This is a genomic window from Sorangium sp. So ce204 (genome assembly GCF_051526795.1).
GTDB lineage: Bacteria > Myxococcota_A > Polyangia > Polyangiales > Polyangiaceae > Sorangium > Sorangium cellulosum_B.
In genome coordinates this window covers 7,992,619-8,015,848 of sequence record NZ_CP150317.1, presented here as the reverse complement: position 1 = coordinate 8,015,848, position 23,230 = coordinate 7,992,619, and the positions used below count along the sequence as shown (strand labels likewise).

The 23,230-nt window shown below is 71.5% G+C and carries 8 protein-coding genes; all 8 read right to left on the bottom strand.

The window, feature by feature from the left end:
* Positions 1-78 precede the first annotated feature (78 nt).
* Positions 79-435, bottom strand: coding sequence for a hypothetical protein (locus WMF22_RS29730; RefSeq protein WP_438031966.1), 357 nt, complete (start codon positions 433-435; stop codon positions 79-81).
* Positions 436-878: 443 nt separating this feature from the next.
* Positions 879-1,805, bottom strand: a complete 927-nt coding sequence (locus tag WMF22_RS29725; RefSeq protein WP_438031965.1) for a hypothetical protein — start codon at positions 1,803-1,805, stop codon at positions 879-881.
* A gap of 148 nt (positions 1,806-1,953) precedes the next feature.
* Positions 1,954-2,841 carry a hypothetical protein gene (locus WMF22_RS29720; protein ID WP_438031964.1) on the bottom strand — a complete coding sequence of 296 codons (888 nt, stop codon included), beginning with the start codon at positions 2,839-2,841 and terminating at the stop codon, positions 1,954-1,956.
* On the bottom strand, positions 2,838-3,410 hold the full coding sequence (locus tag WMF22_RS29715; RefSeq protein ID WP_437293385.1) for an RNA polymerase sigma factor: 573 nt from the start codon (positions 3,408-3,410) through the stop codon (positions 2,838-2,840). The genes WMF22_RS29720 and WMF22_RS29715 overlap by 4 nt, the downstream gene beginning before the upstream one ends.
* Before the next feature lie 100 nt (positions 3,411-3,510).
* On the bottom strand, positions 3,511-4,560 hold the full coding sequence (locus tag WMF22_RS29710; RefSeq protein ID WP_438031963.1) for a hypothetical protein: 1,050 nt from the start codon (positions 4,558-4,560) through the stop codon (positions 3,511-3,513).
* Positions 4,561-4,619: 59 nt separating this feature from the next.
* The gene (locus WMF22_RS29705) at positions 4,620-10,676 is read right to left on the bottom strand and encodes an AAA family ATPase (protein WP_438031962.1); all 6,057 of its coding nucleotides are present in this window, start codon (positions 10,674-10,676) and stop codon (positions 4,620-4,622) included.
* Positions 10,677-10,823: 147 nt separating this feature from the next.
* Positions 10,824-16,892, bottom strand: coding sequence for an AAA family ATPase (locus tag WMF22_RS29700; RefSeq protein WP_438031961.1), 6,069 nt, complete (start codon positions 16,890-16,892; stop codon positions 10,824-10,826).
* A 215-nt stretch (positions 16,893-17,107) separates the two neighbouring features.
* Positions 17,108-23,152, bottom strand: coding sequence for an AAA family ATPase (locus WMF22_RS29695; RefSeq protein WP_438031960.1), 6,045 nt, complete (start codon positions 23,150-23,152; stop codon positions 17,108-17,110).
* Positions 23,153-23,230 lie beyond the last annotated feature (78 nt).

Below are 23,230 nucleotides of genomic sequence, written 5' to 3'. Positions count from 1 at the left end.
GACACGATCCCGTGATCACGGCGATCCACGGGGCGTCGAGGCGCTCGGGACCGCGGCGACACGCACCGGGTCAGCGCGTCAGCGCGGCGTCCAGGTGCCATTCGTCGCTTCGCAGATCGGCTTGACGACATCCGCCGTGACGAACTCTGTTTCATCATGGTACGTCGTCATGGTCTCGCCTTCGCCGGTGAGGACGCAGGTGCCGAGCACGTCGTCGGTAGAGCATCGATCGACGAGCTCGGCCTCGAGGGTTGACGTGTCCGTGCACTGGCTCTCGTGTTTGTCCGGGTCGTCGGTCTCGAGCTCGGCGCAGCTACGGACCGTCACGCCGCCCGGGGTGCTGCTGGTGAACTCGCAGGCCACCCAGCGCGCGGCCGGAGCCTCCCCGCCACATCCCACGATGAGCACGAACACGACGATGAGAACGTTGCGCATGGCCAATCCTCCTTGAAGAGCGCTCGAAGGAGCGCGAAACGATGACAATCACTGCTGTGTCCCCGGGCTCCTCCAGAGGTCGACCCGGGAGACGCGAGCGCGATGGCGGGCCACGACAGGGCCTGCAGGAGCGCTGGTCCCGGAGCGAACTCCCCTGGAGGCGCTCGGGGGATGACCCGCCAGAGCACCGATCGGCTTGGAAACCGGAGAAATGAACCGCCAAGCGCGCCAAGGACGCCAAGGGAAATGAAAGAATCTTGGCGTCTTATGGCGTCTTGGCGGTTCGACTCCTCGCTGTTCGCATGTGGCTTCCGCCGCAGAGCGGCGGTCACCCGCACAGGAGACGGGTCCAGATCGGCGTTTTCGGCGCGGAAGCGCACTCCGGTGCGCTGAGCACCGAAAACGTCGAGATGGGCCCGTATCCGAAGCGGGTGACCGCCGCTCTAGAACTTGCCCGAGACCGTGAGGCCTGCGTTGCCGTCGGGTCCTGAAGGCGCGACCTGCAGGCCGGCCCTGCGCAGGTCCCGCTGGTAGGACTGCGCCGGATGTTCGAGATCGAACATGGCGCCGATCGACCACACGGAGGCGAGGAGACCGGACGTCAAGCTCAACATCCGCCTCTCTGCTGGCAGATCGCCGTCCCACGCGGGCGCGGTGGCGGCGACCCCGCCCAGCGCGACCGGGAGGTAGATGGCCCAGCTAGGGATCGCAGGCGCGGTGGCCAGCAGATCCCGCTCGATGCTCGCGATCTGCGCGCCTGACAGCCGCGCGCGCCACTCGGGCGTCGCCACCAGCGCGTGGTCGGCGCGCAGGCGGGAAACAGGAGTGTAGTCGGACAGCGCCAGGTTCAGCCCGGAGAGCAAGCCGGACACGTAATATCCCGACGACAGCGCGATCGGCGTCACCCTCGCGAGGCCGCTGTCTGTGAAGAACGCGAGCCCGAGCCAGAAGCTGCCTTGTGAGAGCTGCGCGGCGGCCCCCAGCGTGTCGCGCCGGTACGCCTCCGGCACGGCGAGCGAGGCGATGCCTCCCGCGAGCAACGTCGCGGAGCCGGCGGTCCAGGCGAGGAAGCGAGGCTCGGCCGGGGCTACGGTCAGGCTCAAGGCGAGGCTCGCCCCGCCGATACCGCTGACGAGGACGGGCACCGCTTTCCCGGCGGAGCGCAGCCTGATCGCGTCGTGGAGGTGCGTCGCAAGGAGCGCGGCGCGCTCGCGCCGCTGGGCGATGTCTTCCCGACGCTCGGTCTCGTCCCGCGCCGGGGCGATCGCCTCCTGCGCCGCGGCGCTCGCCGGCAGCGAGAGGCGCGCCATCGCCGCTCCCACGAGGACCGCCTTCCGCGCGTGGCGCTTGCTCCATGACGACCAGACCATACGAAACCTCTCTGTTGAACACGCTCACGCTGAAAGCGCTCGAACCATTCGACGAACCGAACACGACAGGCACGCTCTCCGGCGCCCTCGAAAGCACGTTCACGCAGGCAGGCGAGCAGGTCGCGCGAGGCGCGCGCCGCTCGATCGATCATGGCTCGTCCGCCGCGCCGAGGAGAGCGCGCACGCCCGAGGCATGCGCGCTCGTCGGGCGCGAGGCGAGGAAGCGCTGGCCCAGCGCGGCCGCGCGGGCCCGATCGCCGAGGCGGATCAGCGCCTCGATGCGGAGCACGGTGGCCTCCTCTCCCATCGCGCTCCGAGGAAACTTGCTGTCGTGGGCGTCGAGCGCCGCGAGGCACCCCGCCGCGTCGCCGGCGGCGAGCGCGTCGCGCGCGCGATCGATCATGGCGACCTGCTCGCCGAGCGCGTCGACGGCGGCCTGCTCGCCGAGCGCGTCGCCCGGCGCGCCGGGAGCGGATCCCGCGCGCGGCGCGGCGCTCTTCGGGCGCGGCGGGCTCGCGGCGGCGGGCGCCGGGATCGACGGGGCGCTCGCCTGGAGCGGGAGCGGCGCGCGCGTCGCGGGCCCGGAGGGAGCCGGCGCGGGCGCGGCCGGCGGCGCGGTCGCGGCCGGCGGCTCGCCGGCGGTGGGCGGCGTGAGCGTGGCCTGCGGCTCGCTCGACGGTGCCCCCGCGGAGGGAGGCGCCGACGGCCGGAGGAGCGCGACGCCCGCGCCGATGAGGCCGACGCCGATCGCCGCCCCGAGGCCCCACTTCGCGAGCGCCAGCAGCTTGCCGGCGCCCGCCTTCGGCGCGGGCGCGGCGGACGGGGAAGGCGCGGCGGTTGTCTCCCCTGCGGCCCCGCCCCCTGCGGCCCCGCCCCCTGCGGCCCTGCCCCCTGCGACCCCGCCCGCGGCGAGCCCGGCGATGGCGAGCGCGCGTGCGCGCGCCGACGAGGACGGAGACTCCTGCTTCCACGAGCGGAGCAGCGCGCGCTCGAACTCGGTCGTCTCCTCGTCTCCAAGCGGCTTCGGATCGGTCATCGCTCGCCTCCCCGGTGCAGCGCCCTCGCCTGGACGCGCCTCGCGATCGCGCGAAAGTCCTCTCGCGCGCGGCGGAGGCGGGAAGCGACGGTGCCCTTCGCGAGGCCGAGCATCGCGGCGATCTCCTCGGTCGGGACGCCCTCGAGCTCGAAGAGGACGAAGACGACGCGGAGGTCCTCCTCCATCGCGTCGAGCACGTCGTCGAGCAGCGCGCGCGCCTGCTTCATCTCGATGAGCTGCTCCGGGTTCGGCGCGTCGTCCGCCGCGGCCGCCATCGCGCCGTCGTCGCAGAGCTCGCGCCGCCGCGCGCCGGCGCGGCGCGCGTTCGCCGCGACGCCCAGCGCCGTCCCGAAGAGGAAGGACCGCTCGCGATCGGGCGCGATCTCGGCGAGCTTCTGGTAGGCGATCAGGAAGACGTGCTGCGCGGCGTCGTCGGCCGAGCCGGCGGGCACGCCGAGCCCGCGCAACGAGCGCCAGATGAAGTCGAAATGCGCGTCGACCAGCGCGCGGTAGCGCTCCGCGGAGGGCGACGGCGCGCGCTGCTCGGCGCGCTCCGCAGGCGCCGTCATGGCCGCGTCGCGCACCACCTCTGCGCGCGCAGGGGGTCGGGATCGAGTCGCGCTGATCATCGTCTCCTGCCGCTGCTATGTTCGGAGGCGAGCGCCGGGATCACGGAATCGTCAACCCGAGCCCGAGCGCCGCGACGCTCTCGATCGGCGGCGGGCGGGCGCCGGCGCCGGCGCCGTCGGGGAAGAAGCCGTCGCGCAGCAGCGGCAGGCGTACCCCGGCGTCGGCGTCGAGCACGAACGGGCCCCAGAGCGAAAGCCGCGCGCGCACCGGCAGGCCGAGCGCCAGCCATCCGCGCGTCACGCTGCGCGCGGGGGCGATGCCTCGGCGGCTCGCCGAGACGAGGCCGCCCTCGACGCGCGCGCAGGGGGAAAGGCGCAGGACGCCGAGCGATGCGCCGAGCGGGCACGCGTCGGCGCCGAGGGCGGCGCGCAGAAACGATGCAGAGCCACCCGCCACGGGGACGTCGGAGGACACCTCGAGCTCCGCGTCGAAGCGCGCCGGGCCGACGCCGCGGGTCGCGACGGCGAGGGGAGGCTCCGCCGAGATGCGCGCGCCGAAGGAGGGGAGGCCGATCATCTGGCCGACGAGGAGCTGCGCGCCGAGCACCAGGTGCGTCGTGGCGTCGGGCTCCGGCGCCGGCGGCCGCGCCCGCGTGTTACCGGCCGGCGGGGCGCCCGCAGGCGGGGCGCTGGCAGGCGGCGCGCCGGCCGGCGGGGGCGGCGCGGCGACGGCGCTCGGGGACGCGGAAACCGCGGGTGTGGCGGCCGCTACGGGGGCGTCCCGGGCCTGGGTATCGACGGCGAGCGCGGTCACGACCGCGAGCGCGGCGACGACATCGTCGCAGGTGTCCCCCGCGACATCGCGGTCGGACGCCGTCCCGTCGGCCGCGCGGACGCCGAGGCGCCCGATGAAGCGGCGATCGCGCTGCTCGATGATCACGACGTACGCGCTCGCTGCGTCCGTCTCCGCGATGTTCCGCCGGAGGCGCGCGCCGACGCGCGCACGAAACTCCGCCTCTGCCGGGCATCCAGCCTCCGCGCGGTACTCGATACGCAAGGGCGCCGCGGTCGGCTGGGCGTGCGCGACCGCGCTTCCGCCGAGCGCCGCGGAGATCATGAAGAGCGGCGCTGCCGAGGAGCGTGACCTCACCCGGAGGCCAATGTGGCGTCCCGGCGCCCGGAGCGCCACTCCACATCGTCGCGCTCGTCCTAGGCCTGCGGGAACAGGTCCCCTCGGCCGTCCGCCGCCGTCTCCGACTCCGCCTCGGCCGGGTGCAAGGGGAGCTCGACGACGAACGTGGCGCCCGCGCCCGGCTTGCTCTCGACGCGGATGGTGCCGCCGTGGGAGGTGACGATCCACCGGACGATGTAGAGGCCGAGGCCGAGACCTCCGAAGTTGCGAACGGAGACGGCGCGCTCGAAGCGCTCGAAGATCCTGGCCTGATCGGCCTCGGCGATCCCCATGCCGTGATCGCGGACGACGAGCAGCGCGCGATCGCCATCGCCGCGCACGACGACGTGAACGGGGGCGCCCGCGCCGTACTTGATCGCGTTGGACAGCAGGTTGATGAGGACCTGCTCCATCCGAGAAGCATCCCAGTCCCCGATCACCGGCCCTTCCAGATCGAGCTCGGTGCGGCAGCGCGCGCTCGCGAGCTGCTGTCTCATCCGCTCGACGACCTCGCGCGTCAGGGCCGCCAGGTCGAGGGGGGCGCGCGCGAGGGTGAGCCGGCCGGCGTTGAGGCGGGTGACGTCGAGCAGCTCGTTGATCAGGTGGGCGAGGCGCGCGATCTGGCGGTTCAGGACCTGGATCGCGGCGTCGATGCGCTCCGGAGCGACCTCGGCGCGCTGGAAGCGGGGCAGGAGCCGGCCGAGGAGGTGAGCCTGCATCTTGAGCGAGGTGAGCGGGGTCTTGAGCTCGTGCGATGCGACGAGGAGGAACTCGTTCCGGCGCTCGATGGCCTCCTGGGCCTCGGCGAAGAGGCGGCTGTTGTCGAGGGCGAGCGCGGCGCGGCTCGCCAGCTCCTGGGCCAGCCACAGGTCGGCGGGGCGGTAATGGCGTCGGGGCGCGGTCGCCAGCAGGGTCATGACGCCGAAGCGCCGGTCGCGCGCGAGGAGCGGGACGCGGAGGAAGGAGTGAACGCCGAGCGGCTCGAGGAGCGGCGCGGCGCGGACGTCGCCCACCTCGGGGCGGTCCGGCGAGGTCGCTGCGAGGGGCCGCAGCGCGTCCATCACCGCGTCTGCCAGCTCGGCCGGCACGCCCGCGGTGGCCGCGGTGACCGTCCGCCCCGGGGCGTCCTGGGCGACGTCCACGTCGATGACGCACCGGTCGGCGAGCTCGGGCACGACGAGCTGCGCGACGCTGTCGAGGGTGGCGCCGTAGCCGAGGGCCATGAGCTTGCGGCTCGCGTCGGCCAGGAAGCGCTCGGCGAGCTCTGCGCGCTTGCGCTCGGTGATGTCGGTGGAGATGCCGCAGAGCACGCCGGGCATGACGCTCTCGCCGAGCGGGAACTTGAGCGACAGGAAGGTGTGCGGCCCGTCCTCCATCATCACCTCCTCCTCGAACTCGAGCGGCTCGCCCGAGTCGAGCACCCGCCGGTCGTTGTCGGCGATGATCTCGAGGTTCGTGGAAGGGAAGAGCTCGGTGCTCGTCTTGCCGACGATCTGATCGAGCGGCATGCCCAGGAGGCGGGCCACCTCGCGGTTGACGAGCAGGTGCCGGCCGTCGCGATCCTTGAGGTAGATCGTCGCAGCGGAGTTGTCGACGATGGCCTGCAGCGTGGCCTGGCTTCCGCGGAGATCGCGCTCCGCCCGGCGCCGCTCGGCGTTCTCCTGCTCGATGTCGGTGTAGAGCATGGCGTTCTCGAGCGAGATGGCCGACTGCGAGGCGAGCAGCTCGAGCACGGTGAGCCGCCCCGGGGTGAACGCGCCGGCCACCAGCTTGTTCTCCAGGTACAGCAGGCCGAGCAGCCGCGCCTGGCGCACGATCGGGAGGCACAGCACCGATCTCGGCCGCTTCCGCGTGAAATACGCGTCCTCCGAGAACGGGTGTCTGGCGGCGGCGTCGTCGAGCAGCACGCGCTCGTGGCTGCGGCGAACGTAGTTGAGGATGGATTGCGGCAGCGCGTCCGCCGCGGCCTCGCCCGCGTCGAGCAGCCGCGCGGCGCCCCCGGACGCGGCGACCGCCGCCCCCGTCGACAGGCGATCTTCCCGGAGCAGGAGCACGTACCCCTCTCCGGCGCCCGCGTGCTCGACGACGATGCGCAGGAGCATCTCGAGCAGGCGCGGGAGCTTGAGCTCGCCGGAGATGCTCTGAGAGGCCTTGACGACGGAGAGGACGTCGAACTGCTCGGCGCGTACGGCGAAGGTGACGGTGGGGGCGATCGGCTTTCGCTCGACGAGGAAGGGATACCGCTGGTCGAGCTGCTCGACCTTGGCGTGGGCGCCCCAGCGGAAATAGGCGGCGCGGGCCTTCAGGAGGTAAGCGTCGGCGGGCGTGGACAGGCCGCGATCGCGGTAGAGCCGGGCGGCGAGCTCGCAGGCGATGGCCTCGTGCTGGACGAAGCCGCCCTCCCGCGCGGCCGACGCGGCCTGCTCGTAGAGCCCGATGGCCTCCAGGTCCTGCCCGCGGAGCCGCGCGATCTCGGCGCGGACCAGGGTGTGTTTGTGGAGGAAGTTGTCGGGGCCGCTCGCGGCCCACTCGCCGAGCTGCCGCTCGCAGTCGAGCAGCCCGTCCGGGAGCTCCGGCCGGGGCGACGGCGCCGCCGCGCGGTCCTCGTCGACGAGCGCGGCCAGCGCGAGCGCGCGATAGTAGAAGCACTCGGCGTACAGCGCGTTCGTGTCCATCTTCCAGTCGCAATCGACGACCACGTGGGCCGTCGCCGCGACCGTCTCCCGGGGCGCGCCGAGGACGAACGTCGCCTGCGCCTTCATGCTGAAGTGGAAGCATGAAGGGACGAGCCCGCCCTCCCGGGCGAGCCGCGCCTCGAAGGCCGCCTGATCCAGCGCGGCGCCGTCCAGCATCGCGTAATGGACCGGCCGCCCGCGCAGCGTCTGGATGAGGTGCCGAGCGCCGAGGAGGATGTCATGGACGAACGCGTAACCGGCCTTGCGCACGAAGCCGAGGCGGTCTTCGGTCAGGTGGAGGGCGTCCTCCAGCGGCTCGCCGGAGAGCAGCGGGAACATCGCCGCCCAGATGCAGTTGTAACATGCGTTGTTCCAGTCGCCCCCCTCCAGCGCGGCGTTGAAGCCGCGGCGAGCATAGAGGCCGGTCTCCCGGTAGTGGCGCGTCCAGAACACGATCTGCTGCCCGAACAGGGTGAACACCGCGCCCTTCGTGGCGAGGGCGTGGCCCCGGTCCGCGAGGTCGTGACCGAGCTTCCCGAACAGGTACGCCTCACGGTACCGCCCGAACAGCGGGCCGCACATCCGCGCGAAGGCGGTGTACGCCTGGGCGGAGCTCTCCGCGTTGCCGTGGCGCAAGCTGAGCTTGACCATGCGCACGAGCAGCAGATAGTGCAGCTTCAGATCCACGAAGTAGGCAGGGATCATCACGCCGAGCAGGATGCGCATCGCGACCTTGATCTCGGGGTGATCCATGCGCGGCAGATCGACCAGCGCCTCGATGTCCCGGTCGCCCAGCGCCTGCCAGACGCTGTCGGTCTCTTCCTTGACCTGCGCGTCGGTGACGGGGAGCGACAGCTCGATGTCCCAGGCGCGGAGGCACGAGAGCCCGAGCTCGACGGCGCGGGCGCACTGCCCGCGGGTGACGCTCTGCGCGACGGCGAGCTCGACGACGGCTGCGCGCTCGATGTTGGTCCTCGCGCGCGCCATGAGCTCGTCGAGCAGCCGCTCGGCCTCCTCGAAGCTGCCGGTGGCGTAGGCGGCGTGCGCGCGCTCGATGCTCAGCTCGTAGGTCAGATCGTACCGAGCCTCCCAGCGCTCGCGGGGATCTTGCGCGAGGAGGGAGAGGCCCGCGGCGAAGAGCGCGGCGGCGGTCTCGTAGGCCGCGGCGGCCTTGGCCTTCCTGCCGGCGCGGAGGTTGAGGGCGGCGAGCTCGTCGCGCTCGGCCTGGGCGCAGAGGAGCGCGGCGCCGCGGTTGAGGTGACCCACGATGTCGAAGAGCGCGTCCTCGCGCTCTTCGGCGCGCTGCGCCTTCAAGAGCAGCTGGCCGATGCAGAGGTGCACCTCGGCGAGCTGTCCGGGCGGGATGAGCGAATAAGCGGCCTGCTGCACCCGATCATGGAGGAAGCGATAGACGCTGTCCCGGCGGAGCAGCAGCCCCTCCCGCACGGCCTCCTCGAGCGCCGCGCGGAGCGCGTCCGCCGGCCTTCGCGCGACGACCGCGAGGGTGTCGAGGTCCACGCTGCCGCCGAGGCAGGCGGCGAGCTTGAGCGCGTCGCGCGTGGCGACGGGGAGCCGCTCGAGCTTGCCGGCCATCAGCTCGACGACGTTGTCGGTGAAGCCCTTGTCGCGGATGGCGGCGATGTCCCACCGCCATGCGCCCTCGTCGGTGTCGAAGGTGATGAGCCCCTCTTCGTGCAGGGCGATGAGGAACTGGAGCACGAAGAAGGGGTTGCCGCCGGTCTTCTCGTAAACCAGCCGTGAGAGCGGCTCGACCTCGGCTTCGGGCGCATGGACCGCCTCGGCGACGAGCGCCCCGACATGGGCGGCGGAGAGCGGCTCGAGGACGATGTCGCCGACGGCGGCGCCGCGCTTTCGGACCTCGGCGAGGGTGAGCCGGAGCGGGTGCGCGGGGCCGACCTCGTTGTCGCGATACGCGCCGATCAGCAGCAGGTGCGCGTCGCCGGCGAGGGTGGCGAGCTGCTCGAGGAGCAGGAGGCTGCCGGCGTCGGCCCATTGCAGGTCGTCGAGGAAGAGGGCGACGGGGTGCTCCTTGCGGGCGCATGCGGCGACGAAGCGCTGGAGCGTGGCGAGCAGCCGGCTCTGGGCCTCGGCGGGCGGGAGCTCGGGCACGGGGGGCTGCGGGCCGAGGAGCAGGGCGAGCTCGGGGAGCATGTCGGTGAGCAGCCCGCCGCTCGTGCCGAGGGCCTCGCGGAGGCGCTCGCGCCAGCGCTCGACCTGCTGCTCGCTCGCGCCGAGGATCTCCTGCACGAGGCCCCGGAAGGCCTGAAGGAAGGGGCGGTAGGGGACGTCGCGCCTCAGCTGATCGAACTTGCCGGAGAGGAAGGAGCCGCGCTCGCGCACGACGGGCCCGTGCAGCTCGGCGACGAGCGAGGACTTGCCGATGCCCGAGTAGCCCGAGACGAGCACGAGCTCTGGCCGGCCGCTCGCGACGACGCGCTCGAACGCGGCGCGCAGCGCCTCGATCTCGCGCTCGCGGCCGTAGAGCCGCTGCGGGATCTGGAACCGATCGGAGACGTCGCGCAGTCCGAGCGGGAAGGCGTCGATGGCGCCGCGCTGGCGCAGCTGGGAAAAGCACGTGTCGAGGTCGTGGCGCAGGCCGAGCGCGCTCTGGTACCGCTCCTCGGCGGCCTTGGAGAGCAGCTTGAGGACGACGGCGGAGAGCTGGGGTGGGATCGAGGGGACGAGCGCGTGGGGCGGCCGCGGCGCCTGGGCGATGTGGCAATAGACCCACGCGACGGGGTCGCTGGCCTGGAAGGGCAGGGTGCCAGTCAGCATCTCGTAGAAGGTGACGCCGAGAGAGTACAGATCGGTCCGCTCGTCGACCCAGCGGTTCATGCGGCCGGTCTGCTCCGGCGCCATGTAGGCGAGCGTGCCCTCGATGAGCCCGTCGTGGGCGAGCTCCTGGGCCTCGCGCGGCGAGAGGGAGGCGATGCCGAGATCGGTGATCTTCACCTCGCCGGTGTCGGGGTTGTAGAGCAGGTTCTGGGGCTTGATGTCCTTGTGAATGACGTGCTGTCGGTGCACCTCGGCGAGCGCGGCGGCGAGGCGGAGGGCGAGGGGGAAGAAGCGATCGATCGACATCCCGCGCATCGGGCGCATGGGCCCGTCGCCATCGAGCAGCCGGTCGAGCGAGCGGCCGCCGAAGTCCTCGAGGACCAGCGTCACCTGGTCGCGGAACGGCTCGATTCCGTAGGCCCGGACGACGACGGGCGATTTCAGTGCCCTGGCGACCTCGAGCTCGTGCTGGAGCCGGCCGAGTGCGCGGGGGCTCGCGTGATCGCGCCGCAGGGCCTTGAGCACCACCGGCCGGCCGTCCTCCTCGCGCCGCGCGCGGTAGAGGATCGTGTCCGCACCCTGGTGCAGCACCTCCAGCACGCGGTAACGTGGACTATCGAGCATAGGAGGATCTTTGAAAGCCGGGGCGCCGGCGGCGTGTCGCCGTTCAACCCGGTACACTGCCAAATGCGCCGCGCCTCGTCACGAGCAAACGGCGGCGCGTCAGCGCCGGCTGAGGTAGCAGTCGGGTAGTGAGCACACAGCGCGCTCCTACGCTTTCGGGAGCAGGGCGCCCTGGCTGTCCGTCTCCGCCTCCGCCGCATGCAATGGCAGCTCGACGATGAAGGCAGCGCCCGCGCCTGGCGCGCTCTCGACGCGGATGGTGCCGCCGTGGGAGGTGACGATCCACCGGACGATGTAGAGGCCGAGGCCGAGGCCGCCGAAGTTGCGGACGGAGACGGCGCGCTCGAAGCGCTCGAAGATCCTGGCCTGGTCGGCCTGCGCGATGCCGATGCCGTGATCACGGACGACGAGCAGCGCGCGGCCTTCCAGGCCGCGCACGACGACGTGAATGGGGGCGCCTGCGCCGTACTTGATCGCGTTGGACAGCAGGTTGATGACGACTTGCTCCACGCGAGAAGCATCCCAGTGCCCGACCACGGGCTCTTGCAGATCGAGCTGGATGCGGCAGCGGGCGTCCGCGAACTGCTGCCTCATCCGCTCGACAGCCTCACGCGTCAGGGCGGCCAGATCGACGGGCGCGCGAGAGAGGGTGAGCCGGCCGGCGTTGAGGCGGGTGACGTCGAGCAGCTCGTTGACCAGGTGGGCGAGGCGCGCGATCTGGCGGTTGAGGAGCTGGATCGCGGCGTCGATGCGCTCCGGGGCGATCTCCGCGCGCTGGAGGCGGGGCAGGAGCCGGGCGAGGAGGTGGGCCTGCATCGTGAGCGAGGTGAGCGGTGTCTTGAGCTCGTGCGAGGCGACGAGGAGGAACTCGTTGCGCCGCTCGATCGCCTCCTGGGCCTCGGCGAAGAGGCGGCTGTTGTCGAGGGCGAGCGCGGCGCGGAGCCCGAGCTCCTCGGCGACCCACAGGTCGGCGGGGCCGTAGCGGCGCCGGGGCGCGGCCGCCAGCAGGGTCATGACGCCGAAGCGCCTGTCGCGCGCGAGGAGCGGGACGCGGAGGAAGGAGTGAACGCCGAGCGGCTCGAGGAGGGGCGCGGCACGGACGTCGCCCACCTCGGCGCGGTCCGGCGAGGCCGCTGTCAGGGCCCGCAGCGCGTCCACCACGGCGCCCGCGAGCTCGGCCGGCACGCCCGCGGTGACCGCGTGTCCCGGGTCGCCGTCAGCGACGCCCACGTCGATGACGCACCGGTCGGCGAGCTCGGGCACGACGAGCTGCGCGATGCTGTCGAGGGTGGCGCCGTAGCCGAGGGCCATGAGCTTGCGGCTCGCGTCGGCCAGGAAGCGCTCGGCGAGCTCGGCGCGCTTGCGCTCGGTGATGTCGGTGCAGATGCCGCAGAGCACGCCGGGCATGACGCTCTCGCCGAGCGGGAACTTGAGCGACAGGAAGGTGTGCAGCCCGTCCTCCATCGTCACCTCCTCCTCGAACTCGAGCGGCTCGCCCGCCTCGAGCACCTTTCGATCGTGAACGCCGATGATCTCGGCGAGCGCAGCAGGCAAGAGCTCGGCGTCGGTCTTTCCGAGGAGCCGATGGCTCGGCAGACCGGCGATGTTGCTCGCCTGGCGGTTGACGAGCAGATACCGGCCGTCGCGATCCTTGAGGAAGATGGCCGCGGCGGAGTTGTCGACGATGGCCTGCAGCGTGGCCTGGCTCTCGCGGAGCTCGCGCTCGGCCCGGCGCCGTTCGGCGTTCTCCTGCTCGATGTCGGTATAGAGCATGGCGTTCTCGAGCGAGATGGCCGACTGCGAGGCGAGCAGCTCGAGCACGGTGAGCCGCCCCGGGGTGAACGCGCCGGTGACGAGGTTGTTCTCCAGGTAGAGCAGGCCGAGCAGCCGCGTTTGCCGCACGATCGGGAGGCACAGCACCGATCTCGGCTTCTTCCGCGTGAAATACGCGTCCTCCGAGAACGGGTGTCTGGCGGCGGCGTCGTCGAGCAGCACGCGCTCGTGGCTGCGGCGAACGTAGTTGAGGATGGACTGCGGCAGGGCGGCCGAAGGCGCCTCGCCCGCGTCGCGCATCCGCACCGCGCCCGTCGGCGCTTCGATCGCCGCGCAGGAGAGGCGTTCACCCCGGACCAGGAGGACGCACCCCTGCTCGGCGCCCGCGTGCTCGAGCATCGTGCGCAGGAGCATCTCGAGCAGGCGGGGGAGCTGGAGCTCGCCGGAGATGCTCTGAGAGGCCTTGACGACGGAGAGGACGTCGAACTGCTCGGCGCGTACGGCGAAGGTGACGGTGGGGGCGATCGGCTTTCGCTCGACGAGGAAGGGATACCGCTGGTCGAGCTGCTCGACCTTGGCGTGGGCGCCCCAGCGGAAGTAGGCGGCGCGGGCCTTCAGGAGGTAAGCGTCGGCGGGCGTGGACAGGCCGTGATCGCGGTAGAGCCGGGCGGCGAGCTCGCAGGCGATGGCCTCGTGCTGGACGAAGCCGCCCTCGCGCGCCGACGAGATGGCCTGCTCGTAGAGCCCCATCGCCTCCACGTCCTGCCCGCGGAGCCTGGCGATCTCGGCGCGGACCAAAGCGTGTTTGTGGAGGAAGTTGTCAGGGCCGCTCGCGGCCCACGCGCCGAGCTGCCGCTCGCACTCGAGCAGCTGCTCGGGGAGCTCCCGCGCCGGGGAACCCCGCTCCGCGCGCGGCGCGCGGGGCGCGCGGGGTGCGTGCGGTACGTGCGGTACGTGCGGTACGTCGACGAGGGCCGCGAGCGAGAGCGCGAGGACATAGAAGCTCTCGGCCATGAGCGCGTGCGGCTGGTTCCAGAAGGGTTGCTCGGTGACGACGCGGGTCGCCGCCTCGCGCGCCTCCCTGGGCGCGCCGAGCACGAAGAGCGCTTGCGCCTTCAGGCTGTAATAGAATTCGCGCGTGGTCTCCAGCGCTCCCTCCTGCAGCCGCGCCTCGAAGGCCGGAGGATCCAGCTCGGAGCCGTCGAGCATCGCGAAGCGGACCGGCCGCCCTCGCAGCGCCTGGATCATGGCGCGGGCGCTGAGGAGGGCGCCGTGCGCGAACGCGAAACCCGCGCGGCGCACGAAGCCGAGGCGCTCGTCGACCTCGCGGAGCACGTCCTCGAGCGCCTCGCCGGAGAGCAGGTGGAACAGCGCGTCCCATACGCAGTTGAAGCACGCCATGCTCATCGCGCCGGACTCGACCGCGGCGCTGAAGCCGGCGCGCCCGTACGGATACGTCTCTCGGTAGTGGCGTGTCCAGAAGACGACATGGTGTCCGAAGGTGGCGAACACCATCGATTTCGTGGTGAGGCGGCCGCTCCTCTGCGCGAGGTCGTGGCCGAGCTTGCCGAACCGATAGGCCTCCTTGTATCGCCCGAACCTCGGGCCGAACATCCGCGCGAAGGCCGTGTACGCGACAGCGGAGCTCTCGGCGTTGCCGTGGCGCAGGCTGAGCTGGACCATGCGCAGGAAGGTGAGAAAGTACAGGTTCGGGGTCATGAAGGACGCCGCGATGCCCGCGCCCTCCAGCACACCCATCGTCAGCTTGACCTCCCGGTCGGTCATGGGGGGCAGATGGATCAGGTCCTCGATCGCCCGGTCGCCCAGGGCCTGCCAGACGCTCTTCGTCTCCTCTTCGAGCTGTGCGTCGGTGGGGAGGCGTGGAAGATCGATGTCGCAGGCGCGCAGCCACGAGAGGCCGATCTCCACCGCGCGGGCAGATTGCCCGCGGGTCACACGGAGCGTGACGAGGAGCTCGACGGCGGCGGCCGTCTCGGTCCTGGTCCTCGCGCGCTCCATGAGCTCTTGCAGCAGCCGCTCGGCCTCGTCGAAGCCGCCGGTGATGTACGCGGCGTGCGCGCGCTCGAGCGTCAGGTCGTAGGTCAGCGCGTGCTGCGCGTCCCAGGGAGCCTGCGCGAGCAGGGAGAGGCCCGCGGCGAAGAGCGCGGCGGCGGCCTCGTAGGCCGCGGCGGCCTTGGCCTTCCTGCCGGCGCGGAGGTTGAGGGCGGCGAGCTCGTCGCGCTCGGCCTGAGAACGGAGGAGCGCGGCGCCGCGGTTGAGGTGGCTCACGATGTCGAAGAGCGACTCGTCGCGCTCTTCGGCGCGCTGCTCCTTCAAGAGCAGCCGGCCGATCCGGAGGTGCACCTCGGCGAGCTGCTCGGCCGGGATGAGCGAATAAGCGGCCTGCTGCACGCGGTCATGGAGGAAGCGATAACCAGAGCCCCGGCGGAGCAGCAGCCCCTCCCGCACGGCCTCCTCGAGCGCCTCGCGGAGCTCCTCCGCCGGACGGCCCGCGACGACCGCGAGGGGGTCGAGGTCGAGGCTGCTGCCGAGGCACGCGGCGAGCTTGAGCGCGTCGTGCGCAGGGGTCGAGAGCCGCTTGAGCTTGCCGGCCATCAGCTCGACGACGTTGTCGGTGAAGCCCTTGTCGCGTATGGCGGCGATGTCCCATCGCCATGCGCCCTCGTCCGCATCGAAGGTGATGAGCCCCTCGTCGCGCAGGGCGATGAGGAACTGGAGCACGAAGAAGGGGTTGCCGCAGGTCTTCTCGTAAACCAGCCGTGAGAGCTGCTCGACCTCGGCTTCGGGCGCATGGACCGCCTCGGCGACGAGCGCCCCGACGTGGGCAGTGGAGAGCGGCGTGAGGACGACCTCGGAGACGGCGGCGCCGCGCTGCTGCACCTCGGCCAGCGTGAGCCGGAGCGGGTGCGCGGGGCCTACCTCGTTGTCGCGGTAGGCGCCAATCAACAGGAGGTGCTCGGAGCCGGAATAGGTGGCGAGCTGCTCGAGCAACAGGAGGCTGGCCGCGTCGGCCCATTGCAGGTCGTCGAGGAAGAGGGCGACGGGGTGCTCCTTGCGGGCGCATGCGGCGACGAAGCGCTGGAGCGTGGCGAGCAGCCGGCTCTGGGCCTCGGCGGGCGGGAGCTCTGGCACGGGGGGCTGCGGGCCGAGGAGCAGGGCGAGCTCGGGGAGCACGTCGGTGAGCAGACCGCCGTCCTGGCCGACGGCCTCGCGGAGGCGCTCTCGCCAGCGATCGAGCTGCTCCTCGCTCGCGCACAGGAGCTCGCGCAAGAGCGCCCGGAACGCCTGGAGAAAGGCGTGGTAAGGGACGTCGCGCTTGAGTTGCTCGAACTTGCCGGAGAGGAAGAAGCCGCGCTCGCGCACGACGGGCCCGTGCAGCTCGGCGACGAGCGAGGACTTGCCGATGCCCGAGTAGCCCGAGACGAGCACGAGCTCTGGCCGGCCGCTCGCGACGACGCGCTCGAACGCGGCGCGAAGCGCCTCCACCTCGCGCTCGCGGCCGTAGAGGCGTTGCGGGACCTGGAACCGGTCGGAGAGATCGCGCTCTCCGAGCGGAAAGTGCTGAATGGATCCGCTCGCCTGCCACCGTGAGAAGCACGTGTCGAGGTCGTGGCGCAGGCCGAGGGCGCTCTGGTACCGCTCCTCGGCGGCCTTGGAGAGCAGCTTGAGGACGACGGCGGAGAGCTGGGGTGGGATCGAGGGGACGAGCGCGTGGGGCGGCCGCGGCGCCTGGGCGATGTGGCAATAGACCCACGCGACGGGGTCGCTGGCCTGGAAGGGCAGGATGCCAGTCAGCATCTCGTAGAAGGTGACGCCGAGGGAGTACAGGTCGGTCCGCTCGTCGACGCGGCGGTTCATGCGGCCGGTCTGCTCCGGCGCCATGTAGGCGAGCGTGCCCTCGATGAGCCCGTCGTGGGCGAGCTCCTGGGCCTCGCGCGGGGAGAGGGAGGCGATGCCGAGATCGGTGATCTTCACCTCGCCGGTGTCGGGGTGGTAGAGGAGGTTCTGGGGCTTGATGTCCTTGTGGATGACGTGGTGTCGGTGGAGCTCTGCGAGCGCGGCGGCGAGGCGGAGGGCGAGGGGGAAGAAGCGATCGATCGACATCCCGCGCATCGGGCGCATGGGCCCGTCGCCATCGAGCAGCCGGTCGAGCGAGCGGCCGCCGAAGTCCTCGAGGACCAGCGTCACCTGGTCGCGGAACGGCTCGATTCCGTGGGCCTTGATGACCACGGGTGAATCGAGCGTTCTGGCGACCTCGAGCTCGTGCTGGAGCCTGCCGAGCGCGCGGGGGCTCGCGTGATCGCGCCGCAGGGCCTTGAGCACCACCGGCCGGCCGTCCTCCTCGCGCCGCGCGCGGTAAAGGACGGTATCTGCCCCTTGGTGCAGCACCTCCAGCACGCGGTAGCGCGGACTATCGGGCATAGGAAGAGCTTTGAAAACCGAGGCGCCAGCGGCGCGTTGCGGCTCAACTCGCTACACTGCCAAAAGCGGTGCGCCTCGTCACGAGCAAACGGCGCCGCGTTCTCGCGCCGGTTCGCCCGCGGCGACGCCGTCGTCCATGCATGGCGATAGCGGGGACGGAAAGGGAGCTGCTGAGGCGCGGTCGGGTAAGCGAGCACGCAGCGCGGAGCGCGCGCCTACGCCTGCGGGAGCAGGGCATCCTGGCCGTGCGTCTCTGTCTCCGCCGCGTGCAAAGGCAGCTCGACGACGAACGTGGCGCCCGCGCCCGGCTTGCTCTCGACGCGGATGGTGCCGCCGTGGGAGGTGACGATCCACCGGACGATGTAGAGGCCGAGGCCGAGGCCGCCGAAGTTGCGGACGGAGACGGCGCGCTCGAAGCGCTCGAAGATCCTGGCCTGGTCGGCCTCCGCGATGCCCATGCCATGATCGCGGACGACGAGCAGCGCGCGAGCGCCCTCGCGGCGCACGATGACGTGAATAGGGGCTCCCGCGCCGTATTTGATCGCGTTGGACAGGAGGTTGATGAGGATCTGCTCCATGCGGAAAGCGTCCCAGTCGCCCACCACGGGCTCCTGCAGGTCGAGCTGGGCGCGGCAGCGGGCGCTGTCGAGCTGCTCGTGCATCCGCTCGACGACATCGCGCGTCAGGGCGGCCAGATCGACGGGCGCGCGAGAGAGGGTGAGCTGGCCGGCGTTGAGGCGGGTGACGTCGAGCAGCTCGTTGACCAGGTGGGCGAGGCGCGCGATCTGGCGGTTGAGGAGCTGGATCGCGGCGTCGATGCGCTCCGGAGCGACCTCGGCGCGCTGGAGGCGGGGCAGGAGCCTGGCGAGCAGGTGGGCTTGCATCGTGAGCGAGGTGAGCGGTGTCTTGAGCTCGTGCGAAGCGACGAGGAGGAACTCGTCGCGGCGCTCGATGGCCTCCTGGGCCTCGGCGAACAGGCGGCTGTTGTCGAGGGCGAGCGCGGCGCGGCCCGCCAGCTCCTGGGCCAGCCAGAGGTCGGCGGGGCCATAGCGGCGCCGTGGCGCGGTTGCCAGCAGGGTCATGACGCCGAAGCGCCTGTCGCGCGCGAGGAGCGGGACGCGGAGGAAGGAGTGGACGCCGAGCGGATCGAGGAGGGGCGCGGCGCGGACGTCGCCTATCTCGGGCCGGTCCGGCGACGCCGCCGCCAGGGGCCGCAGGGCGTCCATCACCGCGCCTGCGAGCTCGGCCGGCACGCCCGCGGTGGCCGCGTGTCCCGGGGCGTCCTGGGCGAGGTCCACGTCGATGACGCACCGGTCGGCGAGCTCGGGCACGATGAGCTGCGCGATGCTGTCGAGGGTGGCGCCGTAACCGAGGGCCATCAGCCTGCGGCTCGCCTCGGCGAGGAAGCGCTCGGCGAGCTCGGCGCGCTTGCGCTCGGTGATGTCGGTGCAGATGCCGCAGAGCACGCCGGGCATGACGCTCTCGCCGAGCGGGAACTTGAGCGACAGGTAGATGCGTGGCTCGCCCTCCTTCGTCATCAGCTCCTCCTCGAACTCCAGCGGCTCGCCCGCGTCGAGCACCCGCCGGTCGTTGTCTCGGATGACCTCGACGTCCGCGCCCTCATAGAGCTCGGCGTCGGTCTTTCCGAGGAGCTCATGGCCCGGAACGCCGGCGACGCTCCCTGCGTGGCGGTTGGCGAGCAAATACCGGCCATCGCGATCCTTGAGGAAGATGGCCGCGGCGGAGTTGTCGACGATGGCCTGCAGCGCGGCCTGGCTCTCGCGGAGCTCGCGCTCGGCCCGGCGCCGCTCGGCGTTCTCCTGCTCGATGTCGGTGTAGAGCATGGCGTTCTCGAGCGAGATGGCCGACTGCGAGGCGAGCAGCTCGAGCACGGTGAGCCGCCCCGGGGTGAACGCGCCGGTGACGAGGTTGTTCTCCAGGTAGAGCAGGCCGAGCAGCCGCGTTTGCCGCACGATCGGGAGGCACAGCACCGATCTCGGCTTCTTCCGCGTGAAATACGCGTCTTCCGAGAACGGGTGCCTGGCCGTCGCGTCGTCGAGCAGCACGCGCTCGTGGCTGCGGAGGACGTAGTTGAGGATGGATTGCGGCAGCGCCGCCAGGGCCTCGCCCGCGTCGAGCAGCCGCGCGGCGCTCCCCGACGCGGTGATCGCCGCCGCGGTCGACACGCGATCTTCCCGGACCAGGAGCGCAACCCCCTCTCCGGCGCCCGCGTGCTCGACCACGATGCGCAGCAGCGTCTCGAGCAGGCGCGGGAGCTGGAGCTCGCCGGAGATGCTCTGAGAGGCCTTAACGACGGAGAGGACGTCGAACTGCTCGGCGCGTACGGCGAAGGTGACGGTGGGGGCGATCGGCTTTCGCTCGACGAGGAAGGGATACCGCTGGTCGAGCTGCTCGACCTTGGCGTGCGCGCCCCAGCGGAAGTAGGCGGCGCGGGCCTTCTGCAGGTGGGCGACGGCGGGCGTGGACAGGCCGCGGTCGAGGTAGAAGCGGGCGGCGAGCTCGCAGGCGATGGCCTCGTGCTGGACGAAGCCGCCCTTTTGCGCCGACGAGATGGCTTGCTCGTAGAGCCGGATGGCCTCGGGCTCGCGCCCGAGGAGCCGGGCGATCTCGGCGCGGACCAGCGTGTGTTTGTGGAGGTAGTTGTCGGGGCAGCTCGCGGCCCACACGCCGAGCTGCCGCTCGCACGCGAGGAGCCCCTCGGGGAGCTCCCGCTCTGGCGAGGTCGCCGCGTCGCGCGCCTCGTGCGCGTCGTCGAACACCGCGGCGAGCGCGAGCGCGTGAACATAGAAGGTCTCGGGGATCTCGGCGCCCGCGTCCATCCTCCAGTCGTAATCGACGACGACGCGGGTCGACGCCGCGAGCGCCTCGCTGGGAGAGCCGAGGAGGAACAGCGCCTGCGCCTTCAGGCTGCAGTACAAGCTATGAGCCCCGTACGAGGATCCCGGAGGAAGCCGCGCCTCGAAGGCCTCCTGATCGAGCTCGGAGCCATCCAGCATCGCGTAATGGACCGGCCTCCCGCGCAGCGTCTGGATGAGGTACCGGACGCTGAGGAGGATGCCATGGATGAACGCGTAGCCGGCCTTGCGCACGAAGCCGAGGCGCTCCTCGGTCAGGTGGAGGACGTCCTCCAGCGGCTCCCCGCAGAGCAGGGGGAACACCGACGCCCAGACGCAATGGTAACATGCGTTGTTCAGATCGCCGCATTCCACGGCGGCGTCGAAGCCGAGGCGATTGTAAGGGTAGGTCTCCCTGTAATGGCGCGTCCAGAAGACGGTCAGCTGCCCGAACAGGAAGAACACGGTGGGCTTCGCGGCGATGTGCTCGCTCCTCTCCGCGAGGTCGTAGCCGAGCTTGCCGAACAGGTAAGCCTCCTTGTACCTCCCGAACCGCGGGCCGAGCACCCGCGCGAAGGCGGTGTAGGCATGGGCGGAGCTCTCGGCGTTGCCATGGAGGAGGCTGAGCGTGACCATGCGCTCGAGGACCAGGTGATGCAGGTTCTGGTCCACGAAATACGCAGCGACGGACACGCTCTTCAAGATGCTCATCGCGATCTTGGTCTCCGGGTGCGTCATGGGGGGCAGGTGGATGAGGCCCTCGATCGCCCGGTCGCCCAGGGCCTTCCATACGCTCTCGGTCTCTTCGTCGATGCGCGCGTCGGTGAGGTGGGTTGGCAGATGGATGTCGTAAGAGCGCAGGAAGGAGAGACCGAGCTCCACGGCGCGGGCGCTCTGCCCGCGGGTCACGTGCAAGGCGACGGCGAGCTCGACGACGGCGGCCCTCTCGATCTTGGTCATCGAGCGATCCGTGAGCTCCTCGAGCAGCCGCTCGGCTTCATCGAAGTTGCCGAGGATGTACGCGCAGCGCGCTCGCTCGAAGGTCAGGGCGTGGGTCAGCGCGTACTGCGTCTCCCAGCGTTCCTGGGGCTCGTCCGCGAGGAGGGCCATGCCGGCGGCGAAGAGGGCGGCGGCGGATTCGTACGCCGCGGCGGCCTCGGCCTTCCTGCCGGCGCGGAGGTTGAGGGCGGCGAGCTCGTCGCGCTCGGCCCGGGAACGGAGGAGCGCGGCGCCGCGGTTGAGGTGGCCCACGATCTCGAACAGCGTGTCCTCGCGCTCGTCCGGCCTCCGCCCCTTCAAGAGCAGCCGGCCGATCCCGAGGTGCACCTCGGCGAGCTGCCCGGGCGGGATGAGCGAATACGCGGCCTGCTGCACCCGGTCATGGAGGAAGCGATAGGCGCTGTCCCGGCGGAGCAGCAGCCCCTCCCGCACGGCCTCCTCGAGCGCCTCGCGGAGCTCCTCCGCCGGCCTTCGCGCGACCACCGCGAGGGGGTCGAGGGTCAGGCTGCCGCCGAGGCAAGCGGCGAGCTTGAGCGCGTCGCGCGTCGGGACCGAGAGCCGATTGAGCTTGCCCACCATCAGCTCGACGATGTTGTCGGTGAAGCCCTTGTCGCGTATGGCGGCGATGTCCCATCGCCATGCGCCCTCGTCCGCATCGAAGGTGATGAGCCCCTCGTCGTGCAGGGCGATGAGGAACTGGAGCACGAAGAACGGGTTGCCGCCGGTCTTCTCGTGGACGAGCTGCGAGAGCGGCTCGACCTCTGCTTCGGGTGCGCGGACCGTCTCGGCGACGAGCGCGCCGACGTGGGCGGCGGAGAGCGGCTCGAGGACGATGTCGCCGACGGCGGCGCCGCGCTTTCGGACCTCGGCGAGGGTGAGCCGGAGCGGGTGCGCGGGGCCGACCTCGTTGTCGCGATACGCGCCGATCAGCAGCAGGTGCGCGTCGCCGGCGAGGGTGGCGAGCTGTTCGAGGAGCAGGAGGCTGCCGGCGTCGGCCCATTGCAGGTCGTCGAGGAAGAGGGCGACGGGGTGCTCCTTGCGGGCGCATGCGGCGACGAAGCGCTGGAGCGTGGCGAGCAGCCGGCTCTGGGCCTCGGCGGGCGGGAGCTCTGGCACGGGGGGCTGCGGGCCGAGGAGGCGCTCGATCTCCGGGAGCATGTCGGTGAGCAGCCTGCCGTTCTGGCCGAGGGCCTCGCGGAGGCGCTCTCTCCAGCGCTCGACCTGCTGCTCGCTCGCGCCGAGGATCTCCTGCACGAGGCCCCGGAAGGCGTGAAGGAGGGGGCGGTAGGGGACGTCGCGCCTGAGCTGATCGAACTTGCCGGAGAGGAAGAAGCCGCGCTCGCGCACGACGGGCCCGTGCAGCTCGGCGACGAGCGAGGACTTGCCGATGCCCGAGTAGCCCGAGACGAGCACGAGCTCTGGCCGGCCGTTCGCGACGACGCGCTCGAACGCGGCGCGCAGCGCCTCCACCTCGCGCTCGCGGCCGTAGAGGCGTTGCGGGATCTGGAACCGGTCGGAGACGTCGCGCAGTCCGAGCGGGAAGGCGTCGATGGCGCCGCGCTGGCGCAGCTGGGAAAAGCACGTATCGAGGTCGTGGCGCAGGCCGAGGGCGCTCTGGTAGCGCTCCTCGGCGGCCTTGGAGAGCAGCTTGAGGACGACGGCGGAGAGCTGGGGCGGAATCGAGGGGACGAGCGCGTGGGGCGGCCGCGGCGCCTGGGCGATGTGGCAATAGACCCACGCGACGGGGTCGCTGGCGTGGAAGGGCAGGGTGCCAGTCAGCATCTCGTAGAAGGTGACGCCGAGGGAGTACAGGTCGGTCCGCTCGTCGACGCGGCGGTTCATGCGGCCTGTCTGCTCTGGCGCCATGTAGGCGAGCGTGCCCTCGATGAGCCCGTCGTGCGCGAGCTCCTGGGCTCCGCGTGGGGAGAGGGAGGCGATGCCGAGATCGGTGATCTTCACCTCGCCGGTGTCGGGGTGGTAGAGGAGGTTCTGGGGCTTGATGTCCTTGTGGATGACGTGGTGTCGGTGGAGCTCTGCGAGCGCGGCGGCGAGGCGGAGGGCGAGGGGGAAGAAGCGATCGATCGACATCCCGCGCATCGGGCGCATGGGCCCGTCGCCATCGAGGAGCCGGTCGAGCGAGCGGCCGCCGAAGTCCTCGAGGACCAGCGTCACCTGGTCGCGGAACGGCTCGATTCCGTGGGCCTTGATGACCACGGGTGAATCGAGCGTTCTGGCGACCTCGAGCTCGTGCTGGAGCCTGCCGAGCGCGCGGGGGCTCGCGTGATCGCGCCGCAGGGCCTTGAGCACCACCGGCCGGCCGTCCTCCTCGCGCCGCGCGCGGTAGAGGATCGTGTCCGCACCCTGGTGCAGCACCTCCAGCACGCGGTAACGTGGACTATGGGGCATAGGAGAATCTTTGAACCCGGGACGTCAGCGTCGTGCTGCGGTTCAACTTGGTACACTGCCAAAAGCGCTGCGACCCGT